The organism is Microcoleus sp. AT3-A2, assembly GCF_036705685.1.
In the GTDB taxonomy this organism is placed as follows: Bacteria; Cyanobacteriota; Cyanobacteriia; order Cyanobacteriales; family Microcoleaceae; genus Microcoleus.
This window is the reverse complement of record NZ_JAUBVF010000126.1, coordinates 1-3,818: the sequence shown is the minus strand read 5'-3', so window position 1 is coordinate 3,818 and position 3,818 is coordinate 1. Positions and strand designations below refer to the sequence as shown.

The 3,818-nt window shown below is 48.2% G+C and carries 2 protein-coding genes; one reads left to right on the top strand and one right to left on the bottom strand.

What is annotated here, in order from left to right:
* Nucleotides 1-70: 70 nt before the first annotated feature.
* Nucleotides 71-2,368, bottom strand: a complete 2,298-nt coding sequence (locus tag QUB37_RS29225) for a protein phosphatase 2C domain-containing protein (RefSeq protein ID WP_333168701.1) — start codon at nt 2,366-2,368, stop codon at nt 71-73.
* 795 nt (nt 2,369-3,163) lie between these two features.
* On the opposite strand from QUB37_RS29225, the gene QUB37_RS29220 reads away from it, so the two are divergent.
* Nucleotides 3,164-3,520 (top strand): hypothetical protein, encoded by a 357-nt coding sequence (locus tag QUB37_RS29220; protein WP_333168699.1) that lies wholly within the window; start codon nt 3,164-3,166, stop codon nt 3,518-3,520.
* The last annotated feature ends 298 nt before the right edge of the window (nt 3,521-3,818 follow it).

Sequence of the window (3,818 nt, the reverse complement as noted above, 5' to 3'; positions counted from 1 at the left end):
CACTTTACTCTCGATCGCACGATTTCTTAACCCAGGCTACGTCAAGTGCGATCGATATATTCAGCAAGCCCTAATTAGCATTGGGAGTTGATCCAGCATCAACGCATTTTCCCTTTTGAGTGGGGTTTAAGGCTAGGTTAGAGACTACTTTAGAAACAGCAGCTTGTTCTTGAATCCATCCGATTTCCCCCGGTTGCAGCTTGGCGCTTTCTACTTCAACTGTTGGCTTAACTGCCGGGGAAGGCGACGGAGTTGCCACAGCGGGAGATGGAGTTAGTGCGGGTTTTGAAACTGTAGAAAAATCTTTATTTGACTCGGGTTTGGGAGAGTTCGATCGCACTATTTCAGGAATCGAACAAACTTTCAATTCCAGCCAATTGCCTTGAGGCGTAAGCTGTTTGTTTGTCACCTGCAAAACGGTGCCGGCTGGGACTGTTCCTTTGACAGTCAATTCACCGATTGCGACTCGCAAATCCAAGCGATCGCCCTCTTTTCCCAATTCCCCAGCCCCAGAACTTTTAATCTCTATAAAAGAGCCTGTTTCTAAAGATTTGACCGGAGAAGCTACAGATTCAACAGTTTTTTCTGGCTTGCTTCCAGCTTTAATTAAACCGCCTTTCCCGAAAATCGACTCCCCGGCAGTATCGATCGCGCGACCCACCGGAGGAATGAAAAAATAAGCAAATACACTCCCCAACCCTAATAAAAATAAAATTTTCAGCAGCAGCGAAAATAAACTTTTGCTTTTTTCCGGCGGTAACAACAGCGTTTTTCCTTCAGAATTCCCCTCGCCCAGGCTTGTGCTTTCGGTCAAATCCGTTGGCATATCCTCGCTATCGGAAATTAGTTCGATCGGCGTATCTAAAGGTGCGACAGACAGTTCTGTAAAAGTATTGCCGTCTTCCCTCAAATGTGCTTGACAGTGAATTAAAGCAACAGTGACGTTATCGTGACCGTTTCTAGTATTAGCAATCTCAATCAGTCGATCGCGCGCCTTACCCAAATTAATGCTACCGTCGAGAATTGGCAAAATCTCCGTTTCCCAACATTCCTCAACCCGGTCTTTATCACTCAAACCGTCGGAACACAGCAGCAAAACGCAGTCTTCATCCACTGGAAAACGCTGCACAGTCGGGTGCAAAGTGTTGGATGAAGTAATCCCCAAAGCTTGAATCAGAGCTCCGGCGGCCACTTGTTCCAAAGCATCCCGGTAGAGAGAGTAGCCCAAACGCACCTCGCGACAAGCCACATTATCATCGAGAGTAACTTGATAGCAGCCGGTGCGGGTAATCCAGTAAGCCCGACTGTCTCCGACGTGGGCGACATAGAGCTCGTGAATGTGGGCTAAACCCATAACTAGCGTAGTTCCCATCCGCTGGCGACCTTGGCGGTGTTCGCTGTCGTTGCGACTGGCTATCTTGTCGTTAGCAGCACAAGCCGCCCGTTCCAGCTTGGAAGTCAGGCTCAACGGGTCCCAATTAGCCTGATGTAGGGGCATTTGCTGCAACTTGTCGCGCAGCACACCAATTGCTTCTTCCGAAGCGACTTCGCCGCCGTCTTGTCCTCCGATACCGTCGCAGACGATCGCGCAAGCTTCCGCACCTGGGCTTCCTGCGAACAGCGTACCGCTGGGCGGATAGCAAGCATCTTCGTTGTGAGCCCGGGATCTGCCTACATCTGTGCCCGTGGCAATTTCAACGTGACGATCGTAAAATCGGCCGCACTTTGCCAGAGCTTTATCCAACTGGCCCATCAGTTGTTCGCCGTGGCGCACTTGACCGGCAACCATTTGCTGGCAAAGTTGCCTCAAGAAATTGGCAATAGTTGGGTGAGCATCTTCCAGCCACTGCTGCCACAATTTGCCCAATTGCGACAAATGAGGCGGTTTGCGATCGGGCTGCAATTCCAGAAACCGCACCAATTGCCCTTCCACCCGTAGTAGTTCGGGAGTCAGCAGCGTCGAAGCTACGCCCTGAGCGATACAGGGCTGCCACAACTGAGCAATTTGCCACAGCCAATTGAGCTGGCGCATCGCTGCGGCTCCTTTCCAGGAATCCGCCAATTCCGGCATTAAAGATTCCGTCACCTTCAAAATAGGCACGTTTTCCAGTAGCCAGATATCTCCCGAAAGCTTGCTCATCTTCGACGATACCAGGCCGTATACTTGAGGTACGTGCAACTGATAGGCAAACAGTCTCAGATAAGGAGTGACAACACTCGGAATCTCTTCGGGCAGTTCCGGCAAGTGTTCGGGTTGAGTATCGACAAGAAGTCGATCGCGCTTGACCAAGTAGCGACCAGCGATCAGATCGCCTGGCTTACACCCTTTGATCCCTTCACCTAAAGCCCATAAGTAGTGTTTTGCCACAGAGTTTTGCATAAGGGTTCCTGACGCCTTGGGGCAAGCGTGCTGATCTGAACTATTTTAGCGATTGAACCTCGACAGGTTGATACGTGGCGATTATTTGACACCCCCGCTTTCTCAACAGACGGAGATTCTTAAGACTTCGCAGTCCTAATATCCTGATTTTTCAGGTTTCCGGGCTCACCACGTTTCCACTGTTGTGTGCGTAGTGATATCTGACTTTCCCCCAGTCTAGGGGTAGGTTTTAATGTCTTGTACTGACACAAATAGTCTACCATTTTGTTGACTGCCGGATGAATCTTGCTATGAGCTTTTAGGGTTAGACGATCGCGCGACACCCCCGTCATGAGCTTGAAATCACGCTGTTTTCAGCATATTCCTGATAGCGGCAATTTCCGAAGAAATCGCAGCACTCAAGGGAATTCAGATTTTAGACTAACTCTAATGGTATGATGCAGCTAGGTAGAAATCACCTGAGCCGACAGGTATAAATAAATATCAATTGTCGGTTTTCTCGCCAAGGGTGTTCCTTGCCTTGTTCCCGATTTTCGCAAGTAAAGTTAAATTTAACCCTACCCAAAGACGGATACAAGCCCCCAGATTCATCTGTGGAGTCAATCTAAAATCTAAAATCTAAAATCTAAAATCTACTGACGGATGCAAGCCCCCGACAGGAGTCGGGGAGAGAAAAAAAATTAGATATTTAGTTCAAGCCCGCAGATTCATCTGTGGAATCAATCTAAAATCTAAAATCTAAAATCGACTGACCGGCCTCTGCAAGCTGTTGAGTATTTAACCATGCCCCCACATGAACCCAGCGCCTTTCCGAAGAATTTGACCGATCCGAAGCTGCCACCTGCTGTTGAAATAGACGAAATACTCACTAGCATTCAACATTCTCACAGTTTTTATTACAAAGTGATGAATCTTGAGGTTTGGGCGCTGGTGGAAACCTTGGATGGGCTGTTTCCCGGCGCTTGGGGTCAGTTTATGACCAACCGCCAATTAGCAGTTAAACAGTTTTTGGAACGCGATCGCGTTCCAAGTTCTCCGGTTGATGCTGGGGAGGCGGGGGAGAAGTCCGATCGAAGTCGCAAAAAGGAAGAAGTCAAGAGTCAGGAGTCAGGAGTCACAAACAAGCAGGAAGAAGAATAAAAGCAGATTTTCCCAATTCTTCCCATTTCCACCTTTCCTCTGTATCCAAGTCTAAATCCCCGTCATATCAAATCCGTTAGCATCGGAATAGTAAATTCGAGTTGACTGTTGACGATTGACGGTTGAGGCCGTGAACAGTCAACAGTGAACATCATTCCGGTGTAACCGGAAATGATATCAATCCCCAAAGCGAGAGACGAAACAGAACCCTGCTATACAAAGGCGTTGCTGATTCACGGTATGAATCAACTTTTCGCTTGATGTTACAAAACTCACCATACTTGGCTTATAGCAATTG

Coding starts and splice junctions, on each gene's coding strand:
- QUB37_RS29220 (WP_333168699.1), top strand. CDS start 3,164: ATGCCCCCACATGAACCCAGCGCCTTTCCGAAGAATTTGACCGATCCG.